Annotated in this window: 13 protein-coding genes; 1 reads left to right on the top strand and 12 read right to left on the bottom strand. The window is 65.8% G+C overall.

The genetic code is table 11. The features are described 5' to 3' along the window. Positions 1-80 precede the first annotated feature (80 nt). A complete protein-coding gene (locus ACZ92H_RS03585; protein ID WP_465048015.1) occupies positions 81-821 on the top strand; it encodes a tetratricopeptide repeat protein in 741 nt (246 codons plus the stop codon). 135 nt (positions 822-956) lie between these two features. On the opposite strand, the gene ACZ92H_RS03580 is transcribed toward ACZ92H_RS03585, so the two are convergent. From ACZ92H_RS03580 to ACZ92H_RS03525, 12 genes are all read right to left on the bottom strand, one after another. Beyond that, the gene (locus tag ACZ92H_RS03580; RefSeq protein ID WP_465048016.1) at positions 957-1,940 is read right to left on the bottom strand and encodes a hypothetical protein; all 984 of its coding nucleotides are present in this window, start codon (positions 1,938-1,940) and stop codon (positions 957-959) included. 131 nt (positions 1,941-2,071) lie between these two features. Then, positions 2,072-5,188: an efflux RND transporter permease subunit gene (locus ACZ92H_RS03575; protein ID WP_465048017.1), complete on the bottom strand. Its 3,117-nt coding sequence runs from the start codon at positions 5,186-5,188 to the stop codon at positions 2,072-2,074. Between the two features lie 9 nt (positions 5,189-5,197). Continuing rightward, positions 5,198-6,370, bottom strand: a complete 1,173-nt coding sequence (locus ACZ92H_RS03570) for an efflux RND transporter periplasmic adaptor subunit (protein WP_131371883.1) — start codon at positions 6,368-6,370, stop codon at positions 5,198-5,200. A gap of 13 nt (positions 6,371-6,383) precedes the next feature. Next, positions 6,384-7,823 carry an efflux transporter outer membrane subunit gene (locus ACZ92H_RS03565; RefSeq protein WP_465048018.1) on the bottom strand — a complete coding sequence of 480 codons (1,440 nt, stop codon included), beginning with the start codon at positions 7,821-7,823 and terminating at the stop codon, positions 6,384-6,386. Then, on the bottom strand, positions 7,813-8,550 hold the full coding sequence (locus ACZ92H_RS03560) for a CerR family C-terminal domain-containing protein (RefSeq protein WP_465048019.1): 738 nt from the start codon (positions 8,548-8,550) through the stop codon (positions 7,813-7,815). Before ACZ92H_RS03560 ends, ACZ92H_RS03565 begins: the two co-directional genes overlap by 11 nt. A 261-nt stretch (positions 8,551-8,811) precedes the next feature. Continuing rightward, complete coding sequence (locus ACZ92H_RS03555; protein WP_131371877.1) at positions 8,812-10,173, bottom strand: hybrid sensor histidine kinase/response regulator; 1,362 nt, start codon at positions 10,171-10,173, stop codon at positions 8,812-8,814. A 142-nt stretch (positions 10,174-10,315) separates the two neighbouring features. Continuing rightward, on the bottom strand, positions 10,316-11,050 hold the full coding sequence (locus ACZ92H_RS03550; protein WP_465048020.1) for a 2OG-Fe dioxygenase family protein: 735 nt from the start codon (positions 11,048-11,050) through the stop codon (positions 10,316-10,318). 119 nt (positions 11,051-11,169) lie between these two features. Further along, a complete protein-coding gene (locus ACZ92H_RS03545) occupies positions 11,170-11,658 on the bottom strand; it encodes a DUF6702 family protein (protein WP_465048021.1) in 489 nt (162 codons plus the stop codon). Further along, on the bottom strand, positions 11,655-14,030 hold the full coding sequence (locus ACZ92H_RS03540; protein WP_465048022.1) for a M1 family metallopeptidase: 2,376 nt from the start codon (positions 14,028-14,030) through the stop codon (positions 11,655-11,657). Before ACZ92H_RS03540 ends, ACZ92H_RS03545 begins: the two co-directional genes overlap by 4 nt. 165 nt (positions 14,031-14,195) lie before the next feature. After that, positions 14,196-14,657 carry a MarR family winged helix-turn-helix transcriptional regulator gene (locus tag ACZ92H_RS03535; protein WP_131371866.1) on the bottom strand — a complete coding sequence of 154 codons (462 nt, stop codon included), beginning with the start codon at positions 14,655-14,657 and terminating at the stop codon, positions 14,196-14,198. A gap of 106 nt (positions 14,658-14,763) precedes the next feature. Beyond that, positions 14,764-15,582 (bottom strand): sugar phosphate isomerase/epimerase family protein, encoded by an 819-nt coding sequence (locus tag ACZ92H_RS03530; protein WP_465048023.1) that lies wholly within the window; start codon positions 15,580-15,582, stop codon positions 14,764-14,766. Next, a complete protein-coding gene (locus ACZ92H_RS03525; RefSeq protein ID WP_465048024.1) occupies positions 15,582-16,421 on the bottom strand; it encodes a phytanoyl-CoA dioxygenase family protein in 840 nt (279 codons plus the stop codon). Before ACZ92H_RS03525 ends, ACZ92H_RS03530 begins: the two co-directional genes overlap by 1 nt. Positions 16,422-16,425: the final 4 nt, after the last annotated feature.

Below are 16,425 nucleotides of genomic sequence, written 5' to 3'. Positions count from 1 at the left end.
GGCGGCGGCCAGTGTAATATTCTCCCCAGGGAAAGCGGCGGCATGGTGCCAGCCGCTCCCATCACGAACGAGGTTGCGGCATGACGATTTTTGGCATAGGCATCCACATTCTGATCGCCGTTTTCTTTGCGGTCCATGTGGTGCGCAACGGGCAGCAGCTGTACTGGCTGCTGATTTTATTCATGTTTCCCCTGCTGGGCAGCGTGGTGTATTTCTTCGCCATCTATCTGCCCAATTCGCGCCTGCCGCAAGGCGCGCGCAAGGTGGCGTCCGTAGCGGTCCAGGTGCTCGATCCGAACCGCGAGCTGCGCGAGGCGAAAGCCGCTTTCGAGTACACGCCGACGGCGCAGAACCAGATGCGCCTGGCCAGCGCGCTGCTCGAAGCAGGCAATCCGCAGGAAGCGGCGGCGACGTACGAGGCGTGCCTGCAGGGCGCGTTTTCATCGGACCTGGAAATCCGCCTCGGCGCGGCGCGCGCCTACCTGGAATGCGAACGCGGCGCCGAAGCGCTGACGCACCTGGAATTCATCCGCCGCAGCGATATCCATTTTCGTCCCGAGATGGTGTCCTTGCTGACGGCGCGCGCGCTGGCGCAAAGCGGGCGCCAAGCGGAGGCGAAGGCGGAATTCGACGACGCGCTGACGCGCCATGGCAGTTTCGAGTGCCGCGCCGAATACGCGATCTGGGCGCTGCAGCAGGGCGACACGGTGTTGGCCGAGCGCCTGTGCGCCGATATCGACAGCGCCATGGCCCGCTGGAGCAGCCATACGCGCTCGATGTATGCGCCGCTGCTGGCGCGCCTGGAGGCGGCGCGCCGATAGCTGGAACACCTGCTTAAACCGTAGCGGGCGGACGGGAGTTGCGGTTGAGCCGCAGCTGTGCGGATGCAGGGGGACGCCGAGTCGGTGAGCATCGGAGGCCGCAAATTGCGACGCGCAGCAGGTTTGAGCAGGTGTTCACACGCCAGGCACCGTATTCTTGCCTTCTACCAGCTTGTACCCCTTGCCATCGAAGGCATAGCGCGCATGGCCGTTCAGCGGCGTGGCGATGCGCGGCGGGTCCTGGTCCGGCTTGACGGTGACGCCGGGCTTGATTTTCTCGGAGGCGCCCTTGAAATCGATCAGCAGGTCGTCATAGGCGCCGCCATCGCGCGCCGGGGCGAAGCGCCAGCTGCCGTCGACCATCCAGCATTCATCCATGTCCGGCGTGCAGGCGCCCATGTTGTCCGAGTACAGGTCGATGCCGCCATCGAGCGCCGTGACCTTGCCCTCGCCGATTTCAAACAGCGCCAGTTGCGTGATCGTGTAGCCCTGGCCCGTGTAGCCGTGGCGGATCGCCAGGCCGGGCTTGTTCGCCCCCAGCGTGACCCAGTGGACCTCGCCCAGCTGGCCCGACGAACCGAGGGCGGCGATGTTTTCCAGCCGCTTTACCACTTTCCACTGGCCGTCTCCCGGCTGGCCCTTGGGCGCCAGGAAAAAGACATTCAACAGACCTGACGACGCGTGCGCCGATTCGGCCGTGCCTTCCGTGTTGGCCGTTTCCGCATTCGCCACCAGGATGGCGCGGCCGTCGGGCAGCATCCTGTGGCTGACGGCGCTGACCACGTAACTGAGCTTGTCGATATGCTTGTCCGGATCGGGCAGGTCGGCCAGCGCATCGTCGCTGTCGTCGCGGTAGTCCTTGCCGAAGACGGCGCGCATCATGCCCGCTTCGCGCTCGCGCGCCTCGGGCGTATTCATGTCTTCCGTTTTCGGCGCGGTGGCGGATGGTGGACGGACGGCGTCGGCAGGCGCGCTGTCGTCAGCCGCGGCCGCAGGGGCGCTGGCGGCCACGTCGGCGACCGTGTCGGCCGTGCTGGCGCCGGCGGGAGCGGTTTTGTCCGAACAGGCGCCGAGCAGGGTTGTGGCCAGCAGCAGGGCGAGCGGGGTGCGGTAATTCATAGGCAGGGCAGATTGCGTTCATTGTGAATGGGCGCAGTATGCCAGATAGATGGAAGCGAGGGAGCGCGGCCTGCCGGCCGCTCCTTCGCTTCCTTGCCCGCGGGGGGCGATTGTGCCGTCAGTTGCGGCGCTTATTTTTCCAGCACCACCGCGTCATCGCGCCGTGCCGGCGCCTTGTGGCGGCGCAGTCTTGCCATGCCGCGCTTGAGCAGGTGCTCCAGGTCGTCGATGTAGGTGAAGACGGCCGGCACCACCAGCAGGCTCAGCAAAGTCGAGGTGATCAGGCCGCCGATGACGGTGATGGCCATCGGCGAGCGGAAGCTGGGGTCGGCGCCCCAGCCCAGCGCCAGCGGCATCATGCCGGCGCCCATGGCGATGGTCGTCATGAGGATGGGCCGGCTGCGCTTGTGGCAGGCGTCGACCAGCGCGTCGAAGCGGTTCATGCCCGCCTGGCGCGCCAGGATCGCATAGTCGACCAGCAGGATCGAGTTCTTCGTGACGATCCCCATCAGCATGATCAGGCCGATCATCGACGGCATCGACAGCGCGCTGCCCGTGATCAGGAGCGCCACGAAGGCGCCGCCGATCGATAGCGGCAGCGCCGCCAGGATGGTCATCGGCTGCATGAAGTCCTTGAACAGCAGCACCAGCACGCAGTAGATGCACAATACGCCGATCAGCATGGCCAGGCCGAAGCTGGCGAACAGCGAGGCCATTTCCTGCGCATCGCCCAGTTCGGCGATCTTCACGGAAGTGGGCAGGTTTTTCATCGACGGCAGCGCGCGCGCCTCCTCGTTCAACTCCCCCAGGGTGCGCGAACCGAGTTCCACGTCCAGGGTCACGTTGCGGCTGCGGTTCAGGCGGTCGATCTGCGCCGGGCCGCTTTCCATCGTCACCGTGGCGACATTCGCCAGGCGCACGGGCCCGTTCTTGCCGGGCACGGTCAGGCGCTCGATGGCCGCCAGGTCGGCGCGCACGCTGTCGGGCAGCTTGACGCGGATCGGCACCTGCCGCTCCGGCAGGTTCATCTTCGTCAGGTCCGTATCGTAGTCGCCTGCCGTGGCCACGCGCACCGTCTCGCCGATGGCCGCCGCCGTCACGCCCAGGTCGGCCGCCCTGGCAAAATCGGGCCGCACGATGATTTCCGGGCGCACCAGCGAAGCGCTGGAATTGACGTTGCCGATGCCTTTCAGGCCGCGCAGTTCGCGCTCGACCTTTTGCGCCGCCGCCATCAGCGCCACCGGGTCTTCCGAGCGCAGCACCAGCTGCATCTTGACGCCCGTGTCGGGCGGGCCCACCGTGAAGCGGGCGCCGGGAATCGCGTCGAGCTTGTGGCGCAGCTGCGTTTCCAGGCCGGCCATCGATTCCTTGCGCTCCGTGCGGTGCACGGTGGTCAGGGTCAGCACGGCGCGGCGCGCCTCGGCCGCCGCGCCGGGGGCGAAGGCGTCGCCGCTGGAGCCGCCGCCGACCGAACTGAAGACGCCCTGGATGCCGGGAATCTGCATGGCCGCATTGCGCGCCAGCGCCGCCACCGCCTGCGTTTCGGCCAGGGTGGAACCGGGCGGCAGTTCCAGGTTGATCTGCGTCTGCGCGCGGTCGGCGGCCGGCACGAAGCCCGTCGGCAGTAGCGGCACGAGCAGGATGGAGCCGACAAAGAACAGGGCCGAGGCGATGGCCGTGATGCCGCGGTGCTGCAGGCACCAGCGCATGACGCGCAGGTAGCGCGTCATCAGCCAGCCATCCTTTTCTTCCTTGTGCGGCAGCGGTTTCAGAATGTAGGCCGCCATCATCGGCGTGAGCAGGCGCGCCACCACCAGCGAGGCCAGCACGGCCAGCACGGCAGTCCAGCCGAACTGCTTGAAGAACAGGCCGGGAATGCCGCTCATGAAGGCCGTCGGCAGGAACACGGCCACCAGCGCGAAGGTGGTGGCGATCACCGCCATGCCGATTTCGTCGGCCGCTTCCATGGCCGCTTCCATGGGCGACTTGCCCATGCGCAGATGACGCTCGATGTTTTCGATTTCCACGATGGCGTCGTCGACCAGCACGCCCACCACCAGGGCCAGCGACAGCAGGGTGACGGTGTTGAGCGTGTAGCCGAACCAGTAGATGCCCAGGAAAGCCGGCATCACGGACAGGGGCAGGGCTGCCGCTGCCACCAGGGTGGCGCGCCAGTCGCGCAGGAACCACCACACCACGAGCACGGCCAGCAATGCGCCTTCGTACAGCAGCTCCATCGAGCCGTCGAAGTTTTCCTCGACGGGAAAGGCATTGTCGATCGACTGCTGCAGCACCACGCTGGGGTTTTCCTTCTGCAGGTCGGCGATGGCGGCGCGTGCGCCCCTGGCGACGGCCACTTCGCTGGCGCCCTTGGTGCGGAACACTTCGAAGGCGACGACGGTCTTGCCATCCTGCTCGGCCAGCGCGCGCGGTTCGGCGATGGTGTCGCGCACGGTGGCCACCTGCTCCAGGCGCACGTGGCGGCCGTCCGGCAGGGGAATGTCGACCTTGGCCAATTCATCGGCCGTCTTGACGGTGGCGATGGTGCGCACCGACTGTTCGGCGCCGCTGACGTCGCCCCGGCCGCCGGGCGCCTCGCGCTGCACCAGGCGCAGCTGGCGCGACACGTCGAGCGCCGATACCTTCAGCGCCGCCATGCGGGCCTCGTCGAGCTCTACCTGGATTTCGCGGTAGACGCCGCCCACGCGGGTGACGGCACCCACGCCCGGCACCGTCAGCAGGCGCTTGGCCACCGTGTTGTCGACATACCAGGACAGGTCGGGCGCGTCGAGCGGATTGTCGACGCCCGGTTTCGCCGTAGCGATGAAGGTCAGCACCACGCGGCCGGCCGTGGACGCCTTGGTGACGGTGGGGTCGCGCAGCTCGGCCGGCATGTCGGCCTTGACGCGGGCGACGGCATCGCGCACATCGTTGACGGCTTCGGCGATCTGCTTTTCCAGGATGAATTCGACGGTCACCGTGACCACGCCATCGAGCACCTTGGTATAGATGTTCTTGACGCCTTGCAGGGTGGCGACGGAGTCCTCGATCTTGCGCGCCACTTCCGTTTCCAGCTGGGCCGGCGCGGCACCCGGCAGCACGGCGCTGACGGTGACGATGGGCAGTTCGATGTCGGGGAAATCCTGCACCGGATTGGCCTTGTAGGCCAGCAGGCCGGCCAGGGTCAGCAGGGCGAACAGCATGATGGCCGGGATCGGGTTCTTGATCGAGAGGGAGGAAAAATTCATGGCCTCTCCTTACTTTTTCGCTGCCTGGGCGACGGCAGGCTTGGCCGGTGCCGCCGCTGGCGCGGCGACATTGCGGACCAGGTCGCCGTCATTGAGGAAGCCGGCGCCGCTGACGACGATGGTGGTGTCGGCCGTGATGCCGCCCAGGATCTCGATGCGGTCCGTCAGGCGGCGGCCCGGCTGCACCTTGATCTGGCTGACCCGCTGGTCGGGATTGAGGCGGAAGACATAGCTGAAGCCATCGCGCACGGCGATGGCCTGCTGCGGCACGGTCAGCGCGCCCGAGGTGCCCAGCTCAAACTGGCCGCTGGCGTACATGCCGGCCTTGAACGGGGCGTTCGCGCCCGTGCTGGCCGGCAGGTCCACATAGACGAGGGCCGAGCGGGTCTGCGGATCGACGGTGGGGGCGATCATGCGCACCTTGCCCGTCAGGACGCTGCCATTGGCCGCCTTCACCTGGGCCAGGGTGCCCGGTTTCAAATTCAGCAATTCGGTGGCCGTCACTTCGGCGCGCCATTCCAGGCGTCCCTGGCGGATCATGCGGAACAGTTCCGTGCCGGCGCCGACGACGGAGCCGACGGTGGCCGAGCGCGACGAGATGATGCCGCTGTCGGGCGCCAGCACCTGCGTGTATTTCAGCCGCAGCTGCTGCGACGCCAGCTGCGCCTTGGCCGAGGCGATGCGCGCGTTGGCCGTCTGTTCGGCCGTCAGGTACTGGCTGATCTGCTGCGCGCTGATGGCGCCCGTGCTTTGCAGCGAGCGGGCGCGCTGCGCGTTGGCGGCCGCCTCAAGGGCATTGGCTTCCGCTTCCAGCACGGCCGCTTTCGCCTGCGCCACGTCGGCGTTCACCGTGTCGTTCGAGAACACGGCCAGCACCTGCCCGGCGCGCACGACGTCGCCGACATTCACGCGCACCTCGGTGAGGCGCAGGCCGTTCGATTCGCTGCCGATGACGGCTTCCTGCCAGGCGGCCACGTTGCCGTTGGCGCTCAGCTTGATGGGCAGGCTGGCCGTCTGCGGCTTGGCCGTGGTGACGGTCAGCGCGGGTTTTTGCGCCGCGTTCTTGTCCTTGGCGTCGTTGGCCGCCGTGGACGACGGGGAGTACAGGGCAACGCCGGCGCCCAGGGCCAGGCAGAGGGTGGCCAGTGCGAGCGCCATCGGTTTCAGGGTCAGTCTTTTCATGTTGTCGTATCCGTCAGGGGGCGTTGGTGGCGATGGCGTTGTTGTTGCTGCTGCTGCTGTTCCAGCCGCCGCCGGCGGCGCGGTACAGCGCTACCCAGGCGGCGCTGCGCTCGCGCTCGAGGTTGACCACCGTGTTTTCGGCGGCCAGGCGCGTGCGGCGCGCGTCTTCCAGTTCGATCAGGCTGGCCAGGCCGTTCTTGTAGCGGTCTTCCGTGGCGACGAACGATACGCGGTAGCCTTCCAGTGCCGTCTGTGCATGGCCGCTGCGCGCCTCCGTGCTGGCCAGGTTGACCAGCGCTTCCTCGACTTCGCGCACGGCCTGGCGCACGCCGGCGCGGTACTTCACCACGGCTTCGTCGTAGCGGGCCGTGGCCGCGTCGATCTGCGCGCGGCGCGTGCCGCCGTCGAAGATGGGCAGGCTGACGGCCAGCGGGCCGATGCTCCAGGTGCTGGCCGTGATGCTGGTGCCGCCGGCGCGGATATTGCCCTTGCCGATGGAGCCGGCCAGGCTCAAGCGGGGATAGCGCTGCGCCTGCGCGCCGCGCACTTCAAAGCTGGCGGCCGCCACTTCGCGCTCGGCGCTGTAGATGTCGGGCCGCTGGCCCAGGGTCTGCGCCGGCAAGTCCGCGATCGCCACGGGCGAAGGCGCAACAAACGGGCTGGCGGCCAGCTTCTGGCGCAAGCTGGCTTCCGGCATGGCCGACAGGGCCACCAGGGCTTTTACGCTGACGTCGCAGGCGGCGCGCTGTTCGATGGCGCGGCTGGCGCCTTCGGCGGCGCTGGCGCGGGCCAGGGCCGCATTGGCGGGCGGCTGGAAGCCGGCACCGGCGCTCAGCTCCGTCAGGCGCGCCGAATCGCGGCGCGAGACGGCATCCTGTTCCGCCACGCCCTGCAATTGCCGGCAGGCGCGCAAGGCGTAATACTGGTTCGCCACTTCGGCGGCGACGGAGACGCGCGCGTCGTGCCAGCCGGCGCGGGCGCTGTCGTAGCGCTCCTGCGCCGCGTCGCGCGTGGCGCGGTTGGCGCCGAACACGTCGATTTCCCACGACGCCTGCAGCGCCGCCTGCGAGGTGGTGCCGCTGGGCTGCGCCGACTGCTGGCTGGTGCGCACCACGCTGCCCGTGGCGTCCAGCGCAGGCGCCAGCGCGGCGCCGCTGGCGACGCGGTCGGCGCGCGCCTGCACGATGCGCGTGCCGGCAGCCGCGATGGTGGGACTGACTTGCTGCGCGTCGGTGATCAGTTCCACCAGCAGGCTGTCGCCCTGGCGCTGCCACCAGCTGGCCAGGTCCGTCAGGCTGCCGTTATGCGGCAGCGGCGCCTGCCACTGTGCGGGCGCGCCGGGCGCCACGGCGGCGGGCGGGCCCTGCAGCGCGCAGCCGCCCAGGGCCAGCGCGATACTGGCGACCAGGGCGCGTTGAACGGCGTGTTGACTAATCGTCAGGCTAATCGTCATGCTGGTCCTTGTGCTTGTCGTTGAGCGGGAGGGGTGTCGATGAAGGGGGCGCGAGGCGGCGGCGTTCCACCTCGGCCATGGCCAGCGCATAGTCGGTCATGCGTTCGAGCCAGGTGGCGACGGCGCGCGGCGTGTCCAGCAACTGCGGGCGCAGGGTTTGCAACACTTCGGCGCCGACCATGTGCTGCAGGGCCAGCGAGGCGATGGAAAACGCCAGCCGGTGCATGTCGTCGCTGTCGCCGGCGACGCCAAGGTGGCGCGCCAGCACGCGCGTCAGCGCCTCGTGTTCGGGACGGATGTTCTGGTCGATCTCGCGCGCCCACAGGCCCGTCGGTTCGAGCATCTCGCGGCACCACAGGCGCATGCAGTCGCGCGCGATCTCGCCCTGCTGCATGGGCGCGAGCAGCTGCGCGTAAAAGCCTTCCAGGCTTTGCCGCAAGGTGAAATGGGGCTGGTCGTACAGGGCGATATTGTCTCGCGGGTCAGCCGACTGCTGGGCAAAGGCGGCGCGGTACAGGCCCGCCTTGTCGCCGAAATAATAGCTGATGGCCGCCGCGTTCGTGCCGGCCGCCTGCGCCAGTTCGCGCGTGGATGTCTTGGCGTAGCCCTGTTCGGCAAACAGCCGGATGGCGCTATGCAGCAGGCGCTCGCGCGACTGCTCGCCATCCGAGCGCGGCTTGCGCCCGTCATCGGCATGGGGGATGGAGGAAAGGTTTTTTTCAATCATGCCGAAGATTTAATCACATATCTCAAGCGTTTGATATAACTAAATCGATTGATTTAATTAAGGATGGAGGCGCAGGCGGAAACGCAGGCAAAAAAAAGCCCGCGGTTGTAGTCGCGGGCTGAATCCAATGTTCGGAGAACGAATTGGAGGAGACAGTTCTACTATAGCGCTAAAAATGGTGCAGTGCAATACAGTAAAACTACGGTGTCGATCTGTTCAGAATGGCAAAAAATCAAAATTGCATGTTGCGCCGCACCCACATCAGGGCTTGCTGCGCAGCGCCAGGGTGAAGGTGCTGCCGGAACCGTAGTCGCTGTTGAAGAACAGGGCGCCGCCGATGGCGTTGGCCAGGTTCTGGCACAGGTACAGGCCCAGGCCCGCCCCTTCGACGTGGCGCGTGGAGGTGGAATCGAGCTGCGAGAAGGCCTGGAACAGCTTGGCCTGGTCTTCTTCCTTGATGCCGGCGCCGCTGTCGGCGATGCTCATTTCCGTCACCTGCACGCCGTCTTCCTCGCGCTGGGCCAGGCTGATGCGCACCGTGCCCTGTTCCGTGAACTTGATGGCGTTGTTGAGCAGGTTGATGAGGATTTGCGTCAGCGCGCGGCGGTCCGTGTCGATGATGGCGGGCCGCTGGCCAGGCTCGCCCAGTTCGATTTCCAGCGCCAGGCCCTTTTGCTGGGCCAGCGGACGCAGGGTGTCGGCCACTTCGGCCATCAGTTCCTGGCAGTGCACGGGCTCGATCGACAGGGTCAGCTTGCCCGCCTCGATCTTGGCCACGTCGAGGATATCGTTGATCAGCGACAGCAGGTGGCGCGCGCTGGCGCGGATGGTGTTGAGCTGCTTGTCCTGGTCGGCCGTCAGGGGGCCGGGCAGCTTCATCAGCAGCGCGCCCGTGAAGCCGATGATGGCGTTGAGCGGCGTGCGCAGCTCATGCGACATGTTGGCGATGAAGGCGGACTTCATGCGGCTCGCTTCGGCCAGTTCCAGGTTTTTCAGGGCGATTTCGCGGTTGATGGTTTCCAGTTCGGCCGCGTGGTGCGCCAGGCGCATGTTCAGTTCGATCACCTGGCGTTCGCGCGCCTGCAGTTCGCCATTCACCTGCACCGCCTGTTCATAGGTCGAGATCAGCAGGTCGAGGATTTGCTGGCGTTCCGCGTTGATGAAGTGCTTCTGGTCGCCCAGGTACAGGGCGATGCCGATTTCCACATTCTGGTTCTTGCGCAGCTTCTGGTTCATCAGCATGTGGCTGATGCGGTTGAGCAGGTAGTCTTCCGCGTAGGGCTTGCGGATGAAATTGTCGGCGCCGCACTCGATGCCGCGGATGATGTCCTTCGGGTCGTTGAGCGAGGTGACGAGGATCACGGGAATGTCGCGCAGGGTCGGATCGGACTTGATGGCGCGGCACAGGTCGTAGCCATTCATTTCAGGCATGACGATATCGGACAGCACCAGGTGCGGCTTGCGTTCGCGGATGGCGGCCAGGGCCACCTGGCCATTCGCCGCCACGCGCGCGTTGTAGTGCAGCGACTGGATCAGGCGGCGCAAGCGCTCCGCCTGGGTCGGGCTGTCCTCGACGATCAGGATCTCGATTTCGTCAGGCTTGATTTGGTTGTTGGAGTCCACAGACCTCTCCTAGAATTCAGTATATTGGATGCTGGGCGCAGTGGGCGCGCAATATCGACATCGTGTGACTATATCGGATTTAGGTCTGTAAAAGTAACTTCCAAGTAACTATTTTGGCCCCACGGAATGTCGGGGCCGCCAGTCAGTTCTCGCCTTGGAATTGACCAGCCCGGTACGTCAGCACCAGGGTGTCGCGGTGCCCATGTTCACCGACGGGCTGGATCGGCGTCGACTCGTGGATCACGGCAGCATCGTCGAGCAGCAGCAGCGACCACGGCTCCGTCAGGGTGAAACGCTTGCCATTCGGACCATCGGCTTCGAAGATGCGCGTCTCGCCGCCCTTGATCTGCGCGCGGCCGATCAGCAGCACGGCGACGAAATCGACGCCGTCGCGGTGCGCGCCTTCCGGCGTGGGGCGGCCGATGCCGTCCGTGGTATCGATGCGGAACTGGTGCGCCTCGATGAACCACGGCTGCTGCCCCTTCACCTGCGAGCAGGCGTCGCCCAGCGCGCGGATCAGCTGCTGCCAGGCCGCTTGCGCGACGATGGCCGGCTCCACCGGCTCGAACAGGCGGTGCATGCCGCCGTGCAGGGCGTTGTACTCGACCGGCTGCCAGTGGGGACGGTGCGCCGTCTGCGTCAGGCGCGCGCCATCCTGCACGAAGCACGAGTGGCGGCGGCGGCGATAGCGGCCGCCATCCTTCAGGTAATTGTCCAGCGCCAGGGTGTTCCAGCTGGGCTCGAGCGCGCGCAGCGCATCCAGCGAACAGCCAGCCAGGGCGGCCACGTCCTGCGGGCGCAGCACGGCATAGCCGTCATCGCGCAAGGCGTCCTTGACGTGGGACGGGTCGGTAAAGATCGGTGCGGAAGTGCTCATGGCGGTGCCGGCCGCGGCGCGGCCTGTATCAGTTTATCCAGCCTGGCATTCTACGACTTCGCGGCGCTTCCTGTGCAGTGTCCGATAGGAATTATTCTTGTCTGCGCCAAATCCTTGATCTACCTGACCGGCAGTTCCACATTCCGGCTGTCGAAAAACAAGGTCTGGATCTTGGCGCCGTCCTGCACGTTCAGGGTATTGCGCTGGCTGGGCAGGAAGTCGGTCAGCAAGCGGTTGTGGATGCGCGTGCCGGGCGCCAGGCGCGCATGTTCGATTTCCTGGAAGATCACCACGTTGTCGGCATTGACCTTCATGCCGACCCAGTTGAGGCGCATAGGCTTGCCGTTCGGCGCAAGGATATAGAACTGCTTTTCGACGTAGCGGCGCAGGGCCGCTTCGCTGCCTGCCTGGCCCAGGTCGAACTGGCGCTGGTACAGCTGCGTCAGCAGCGCTTCCACATCGTGGCCCGTGTAGGTGTGCACCACTTCCGTGCTGCCGCTGGCCGCGTTGTAGCTGACGTCGGCGATGCCCATGTGGTAATTGTGCGCGCCGGCCGCCATGCTGGCGCAGGCCAGCAGGCCGGCCGCGAGCGTGCGCCAGGTCTTCACGCTTCCTCGTCCCTTGACGATGCGCCGCCCTTGCCCTTCAGGGGCGTATTGAAGTCGCGCATCAGATTATCCTTGGGCGACTTCTCGCTCTTGAACAGTTCCAGGCGCGATGGCGTGATCTTGCGCGGCCAGCTATTGTTGCTGGTGTCGATGTCTGCCGTTTCCCAGTACGGGTCCTGCACCAGGCCCACCATCGGTTCATCCGTGATGACGACCTTGGTGATCTTCTTCGGCGAGTAGCGCCATACTTCGGCCGGCACGCGCTCGACGTATTTTTTGCCGCCTTTCAGTTCGATCTCGAGGATCAGGGGCATTACCATGCCGCCCACGTTCGACAGGTCGACCAGGTACAGGTGCTTGCCCTGTTTCAGCAAGTCCTTTTCCCACGGTTCCAGGCCGGCCAGCGCTTCGGCATAGCTGTTGCGGTCCTTGTTGGTGACGGTGAAATCGTCGTGCTGGTTATAGAAATCCTTCAGCTCCGGATGCGCATCGACACGGCGCGGCATGCCCTTGTTGGCGCGGCTGGTGACGGACTCCGGCTGGGCGTCCTTCTGCGCCTTCTTCCACGCCTTTTCCGTGTCCGGATTCTTCGAGCTCACGCCATATTCGGTGATGCCGTCGATGCTGATGTCGACCGGGTCGGTGGTATAAAACCAGCCGCGCCAGAACCAGTCCAGGTCCGTGCCGGAGGCGTCTTCCATGGTGCGGAAGAAGTCCGCCGGGGTGGGGCGCTTGAATTTCCAGCGCTGTGCATATTCCTTGAAGGCGTAGTCGAACAGTTCGCGCCCGAGGATGGTCTCGCGCAGGATGTTCAGGCCCGCCGCCGGCTTGGCGTAGGCGTTGTTACCGAACTGCAGCAGCGACTCGGAGTTGGTCATGATGGGCACCTGGTCGCGGCTACGCATGTAGTCGACGATCTCGCGCGGCTCGCCGCGCGAAGCCGGGTAGTTCTCTTCCCACGCCTGCTGCGCCAGGTATTGCACGAAGGTGTTCAAGCCCTCGTCCATCCACGTCCACTGGCGCTCGTCCGAGTTGATGATCATCGGGTAGTAGTTGTGGCCCACTTCGTGGATGATGACGCCGATCAGGCCATACTTGGTGCGCTTGGAATAGGTCAGCTCGCCCGTCTTTGTATCCTTCACGGGACGCGGGCCGTTGAAGGAGATCATCGGATACTCCATGCCGCCCACGGGACCGTTGACGGAAATGGCCGTCGGATAGGGGTAGTCGATGCTGTACTTGTTGTACTGCTCGATCGTGTGCACGATGGCTTGCGTGCTGTATTTCTCCCACAGGGGATTGCCCTCCTTCGGGTAGTAGGACATGGCCATCAGCTTGCTGCCGCCCTTGCTGTAGCCCTGCGCATCCCAGATGAACTTGCGGCTCGAGGCCCAGGCGAAGTCGCGCACGTTGGCCGCCTTGAAGTGCCACGTCTTCTGCGCGCGGCTCACCGATTTCTCGGCCGCTTCCGCTTCCTTCTGCGTGACGATGATGACGGGCTTGTCGCTCGTGCGGGCCTGCTCCAGGCGCTGGCGCTGCGCGGCCGACAGCACGTCCTGCGGGTTTTGCAGCTCGCCCGTGGCGGCGACGACATGGTCGGCGGGGACGGTCAGCTGCACGTCATAGTCGCCGAACTCCAGCGTGAATTCGCCCGAGCCGAGGAACTGCTTGTGCTGCCAGCCGGCCGCGTCGTAGTAGGCCGCCATGCGCGGGAACCACTGCGCCACTTCGAACAGGGCGTTCTTGTCGTCGAAGACTTCATAGCCGGCACGCCCGCCCAGCACCTTTTGTTCGTTGATGCGGTAATCCCAGTCGATGTGGAAGACGAAGTCCTGGCCCGGTTTCAAGGCTTGCGGCAAGTCGATGCGCATCATGGTGCGGTTGATGACGTATTTCAGCGGCTGGCCATCGGCGCCCTTCAAGGCGCGGATATGGAAGCCGCCCTGGAAATCGCCGCGCGCCAGCATGCCGCGCAAGCCTTCGAATTTCATCGTTTCGTCGCCCGCCGTCCTGGCCCAGGCCTGGCGCGAGGGCGCCGTGGCCATGCGGCGCGCGTCGGAATCGGGCTGGTAGATATTCTGGTCCAGCTGGACCCACAGGTAGCCCAGGGTATCGGGCGACTGGTTGTGGTAGGTGACGGTGCCGCTGCCGGTAATTTCGCGTCTGCCTTCGTCCAGGGTGGCGCGGATCGCGTAGTCGGCGCGCTGCTGCCAGTAGGCGTGGCCCGGCGCGCCGGAAGCGGTGCGGTAGGTATTCGGGGTAGGGAGTATTTCTTCGAGCTGGCGGAACTTGTCGTCGAAGGGTTCGGCGGCAAAGGCCGAGACGCTAAAACAGAGAGCCAACGAGGCCACGGAACCGAAAGAAATGCGCATACCCACCCTGATATTGTTGTACGGAAATAGTGGCAACTATTCTATACGCAGGGTGATGCGGGCCTTGTATCGATTTGTAATAAAGAAAGGCGGATTGCGCGCCAGGGTTTGCCCGGCGCAGTCAGGGCAGCCGTTTGCCTGATTTTGCTTGGTGAAGCGACGCTTTTACTCGCTTTTCATCAGGCTGTCGCGCAGCTGGTTCAGTTGTTGTTTCATGTCCACAACCTGTTCCACGCTGCAGTGGCTGGCCGTCAGGATGGCTTCCGGCAGCAGGGCCGCCTCGTGGCGCAACTGGTCGCCTTGCTGCGTGAGGGAAATGATGACTTGCCGCTCGTCGCTGGCGGCGCGCGTGCGCGTGAGCAAGCCCGATTGCTCCATGCGCTTGAGCAAGGGCGTCAGGGTGGCCGAATCGAGGAACAGGCGCTCGCCCACTTCCGACACCGTCAGGCCGTCGCGCTCCCACAGCACCATCATCACCAGATATTGCGAATACGTCAGGCCCAGCTTGCGCAAGAGCTTGCGGTACAGCTTGTTCATGGCGAGCGAGGTCGAGTACAGCGCAAAACACAGCTGGCTGTCCAGGCGCGGCACCTGGTGCAGCGGATTGGGAGGGGTGGTGGTATCCATGGGGACAGTATATATAGCGCGCTACTCAATTGCAACCGAGCGGCAGGTACCTGACCTGCGCGCCGGCGCCCGCCTGCCAGGGCGGGCGCCTGGCGCCGCTGGCCGCTCAGTCCCGGTAGCGGGCGCGCAGCAGCTGCAGCATGGCCACGTTCTGTTCCCACGCATCGGACACGGGCTGCTGCGTCCAGGGCAGGGTCTGCGTGTACGGCGCGGGGCCGAATTCCGGCGTGAACGTCATGCGCTCGGCGCCGGCCGCCCGGCGCAGGGCGACGATGGCGTCCCACCAGGCCAGGTGCGCGTCGAGTGCCGCCTTGGCTTCCGGGGCGCGGAAGTCGGCCACCTGCGGGCCTTGCGCATGGCCGACGCGGGCGTGCACGTGGCGCACCAGCGGCAGCACTTGCGCCAGGGTCTGCGGCTGGTCTTCCAGCAGGGATTCGCAGGCGCAGCACCAGTGCGACAGGTCGGCCGTCAGCGGCAGTTGCGGATACTGCGCCAGGTAGGGCAGCAACAGCATCGGGTGGCCGGAAAAGCGGCTGCGGTGGATTTCATGCACGATGGGCACGCCGTGCCTGGCCGAGATGGCGGCGGCCAGGTCGATCAGCTGGGCGTTTTGCGCCGGCGTATAGTAATCCTTGCCCGTGTGCGTGTTGACCAGCACGGGACGTGCCAGGCAGGCGTTTTCCAGCAGTTCGGCCAGGGCCGCGCGGTGCAGCGCGAAGTCAGCGTGGAAGACGGTTTCCCATTGCGCGGCGATCAGTTCCAGTCCCGCGCTGGCGATGCGGGCCGTCCATTCCTCGCGCAGGGCCGCGTCCAGCGGCAGCGACATCTCGATGCCGTCGAAGCCGGCCGCCGCCACCCTGTCGATGAAGACGTCGGGCGCCAGCTCGTTATTGCCCCAGTGGGCGGCGAACACCTGGATGCGCATCAGACGAAGCCCCGCACGGGGAAGGCCGCGTCGCGCTGGATCCAGTTGTGCGCCGCGTACTCGGTCTGGCCGTCCGTGGCGTGCAGGGTATAGGCATGGCGCGAGACGGGCGAGCGGTTCGGCGCGCTGTAATGGGGCAGCAGGCCGTGGAAGCAGACGAGGGCGCCCGCCTTCACTTCCAGGGGCACGGCCGTGCTGTCATCGGGCCAGGGCATGGCGTCGAGTTTTTCCACGCGCACGGCGTCGCCGTTGCGGATGAAGCGTTCGCGCAGGGGGCCGCGGTGGCCGCCCGGTTCCGCCCACAGGCAGCCGTTGTCCAGGGTCGCGTCTTCCAGCGCGAACCAGAAGGTGGTCACGCTGATCGGCGTGGTTTCAAAGTACGTGGCGTCCTGGTGCCAGCGCACTTCGCCGCCGATGCCGGGCTGCTTGAAGATGTACATCGATTGCCACACCTGCGCGTCCGCCAGGCCCAGGTCGCGCGCCACTTCGGCCAGTTTCGGGTCGGCCGAAAAGGCACGGAAGACGGGGTCCAGGTCATGCATGGCGTGGCCGATCTTGTTGATCGACAGGGACTTGGCCTGTTTCAGCTGGCCGTCCGGGCCGAACGCCTCTTCCTCGAAGAAGCAGCGGATGGTGTTGTCCGACGCCAGAAAATAATCGTTGGTGTTCTTCGCCTGGTCGCGCGTGGTGAAGATGGAGTGGCTGGCGCTGGGATCGAATTCGTTGACAATCTGCTCGGCGCGCGCGCGCAGGGCGGCGATTTCCTCCGCTCCCTTGAAATCGGGCAGGATAAGGTAGCCGTCGCGTTGATATTGTTCTTGTTGAGAAATTGTCAGCATGGCG

This window comes from Janthinobacterium foliorum, assembly GCF_978021625.1.
Note: the sequence above shows the minus strand (reverse complement) of the source record. Positions and strands in the feature narration are given on the sequence as shown.

What these genes read in the sequence shown, in the direction of transcription:
- ACZ92H_RS03585 (WP_465048015.1), top strand. Translation starts at nt 81, where the DNA reads ATGACGATTTTTGGCATAGGCATCCACATTCTGATCGCCGTTTTCTTT.
- ACZ92H_RS03580 (WP_465048016.1), bottom strand. Translation starts at nt 1,940, where the DNA reads ATGAATTACCGCACCCCGCTCGCCCTGCTGCTGGCCACAACCCTGCTC.
- ACZ92H_RS03575 (WP_465048017.1), bottom strand. Translation starts at nt 5,188, where the DNA reads ATGAATTTTTCCTCCCTCTCGATCAAGAACCCGATCCCGGCCATCATG.
- ACZ92H_RS03570 (WP_131371883.1), bottom strand. Translation starts at nt 6,370, where the DNA reads ATGAAAAGACTGACCCTGAAACCGATGGCGCTCGCACTGGCCACCCTC.
- ACZ92H_RS03565 (WP_465048018.1), bottom strand. Translation starts at nt 7,823, where the DNA reads ATGACGATTAGCCTGACGATTAGTCAACACGCCGTTCAACGCGCCCTG.
- ACZ92H_RS03560 (WP_465048019.1), bottom strand. Translation starts at nt 8,550, where the DNA reads ATGATTGAAAAAAACCTTTCCTCCATCCCCCATGCCGATGACGGGCGC.
- ACZ92H_RS03550 (WP_465048020.1), bottom strand. Translation starts at nt 11,050, where the DNA reads ATGAGCACTTCCGCACCGATCTTTACCGACCCGTCCCACGTCAAGGAC.
- ACZ92H_RS03540 (WP_465048022.1), bottom strand. Translation starts at nt 14,030, where the DNA reads ATGCGCATTTCTTTCGGTTCCGTGGCCTCGTTGGCTCTCTGTTTTAGC.
- ACZ92H_RS03535 (WP_131371866.1), bottom strand. Translation starts at nt 14,657, where the DNA reads ATGGATACCACCACCCCTCCCAATCCGCTGCACCAGGTGCCGCGCCTG.
- ACZ92H_RS03530 (WP_465048023.1), bottom strand. Translation starts at nt 15,582, where the DNA reads ATGCGCATCCAGGTGTTCGCCGCCCACTGGGGCAATAACGAGCTGGCG.
- ACZ92H_RS03525 (WP_465048024.1), bottom strand. Translation starts at nt 16,421, where the DNA reads ATGCTGACAATTTCTCAACAAGAACAATATCAACGCGACGGCTACCTT.